Source organism: Streptomyces sp. SID1328 (assembly GCF_009865595.1).
In the GTDB taxonomy this organism is placed as follows: domain Bacteria; phylum Actinomycetota; class Actinomycetes; order Streptomycetales; family Streptomycetaceae; genus Streptomyces; species Streptomyces griseoluteus.
This window is the reverse complement of sequence record NZ_WWKH01000120.1, coordinates 1-1667: the sequence shown is the minus strand read 5'-3', so window position 1 is coordinate 1667 and position 1667 is coordinate 1. Positions and strand designations below refer to the sequence as shown.

Here is a 1667-nt window from a genome sequence, read left to right as displayed (position 1 = left end):
GTCCTGCGCCACCGAACCCCTCTCCCGAACCCGACTTTGCGACAACTCCCCGTCCTTCCACCACACACGCAGCAAACGGGCCCGTCCCGCGCCGAGTTAGACGCACGACGGGCCCATTGGGTTACCTAGGAGGCGCACTCCACCTTGTCGGCCGTGGACTTGTCACTCACGTCCGGTGCCTTGGCGGGAGCGGTGAGCGAGACACCCGCGCCCTTGAAGTCCTTGCCCAGTGTCAGCGACATCGTGGGCAGACCCTGGGCGTTGGTGACGCTCTTACCCGGCTTCAGCGCCGAGCCGGACAGGCCCATGAGGGCGGCCAGTTCGCGTGCCTGCGGTGCCTGGTCGGGCGCGTACTCCAGCGTCGTCCTGCTCACCTCGGCCGGGGCGTTGCCCGCGTTCTCCGACTTGAGGATGCCCTTCTCGGTCTGCATCCAGTTCACGACATCCTGCGCGGCGCCGTCGGCCGCGCCGCCGTTCATGATGCGCACCCGCACGTCGGAGGGGGCCGACCTGGTGCCCTTGAGCCGGGCGGCCTGGGCGTCCTTGGCGGCCTTCTCCTTCTTCTTGACGTCGGTGAAGGAGACGTCGTTGTTGATGGCGTCGAAGACAGGCGGCCCCAGCTCGGGGTTGACGATCACGGTCTTGTGGATCACGCCATCCGCAGGGTTGTCCTTCACCGGCACCGTCATGAAGGTGATGTTCTTCGGCGGCACCTTCTTCATCTCCAGCGCTATGTCCTTGAGCGTGCTCACGGACTTGATGCCCTTGTCGACGGTGAGCGCGTTGGTCGCCGCCTCGGCGAGGTCCAGCAGCTTGCTGGGATTGGTCAGGGTGTCGCTGGAGGACATGTCCCGCATCAGCGACCCCATGAACTGCTGCTGCACCTTGATCCGGTCCAGGTCGCCCTGGTTGCCCCAGGCGTGCCGGGTACGGACGAACGCCAGCGCCTGCTCGCCCTCGACCTTGGACTCGCCGGCGGGCAGCTGCAGGTGGGAGTCCTTGTCGTTCACCGCGTGCTTCAGGCAGACCTTGACGCCGCCGACCGCCGAGGTCAGCGTCTTGACCGCGTTGAAGTCGACCATCATGAAGTGGTCCGGCGTGATGCCCGTGACCGCCTTCACCGTGCGCATCGTGCAGCCCGCGTCCCGGCCCTCCTGGCCGAGGCTGGTGTTGAAGCGGACCTGGCTCGAGCCGGGGATGACCTTCTTGCTGCCGTCGGGCTGGAGGGTCTCGCAGTCCGGCACGTCCACGATCATGTCGCGGGGGATGCTCAGCGCCGTCGCGTTGGTCCGGTCCTTGGCGACGTGCAGCAGGATGTTGGTGTCCGCGTGGCCGACGCTGTTCTTGTCGCCGTAGCCCTCGTTGCCGGCGCCGGTGCGCTTGTCGGTGCCGATGATCAGTATGTTGAAGGCGCCGTCCTTGCTGAAGCCCTGCTTCGCCGCGCTGCCGACGTCGGTCGCGGAGACGTTGCCCTCGAGATGCTTGAGGTAGAGGTAGCCCGCCGAGCCCGTGGCGACCAGCACCAGCGCCAGACCCCCGCCGGTCCAGGCCACGATCTTCTTGGCCTTCGACTTCTTCTTCACCGGGCGCCGGTTGCGCCGCCCTGGCGGCGGCTCCGGCTCGGCCCCCCTGCGGCGACGCGGCTGCGGTACCTCGGCGCCGCGCTC

At 67.7% G+C, this 1667-nt stretch carries 1 protein-coding gene; it reads right to left on the bottom strand.

The genetic code is table 11. The features are described 5' to 3' along the window. Positions 1 to 125: 125 nt before the first annotated feature. The coding region (locus tag GT030_RS03880; RefSeq protein WP_237522179.1) for an LCP family protein at positions 126 to 1667 on the bottom strand (1542 nt) is incomplete at its 5' end.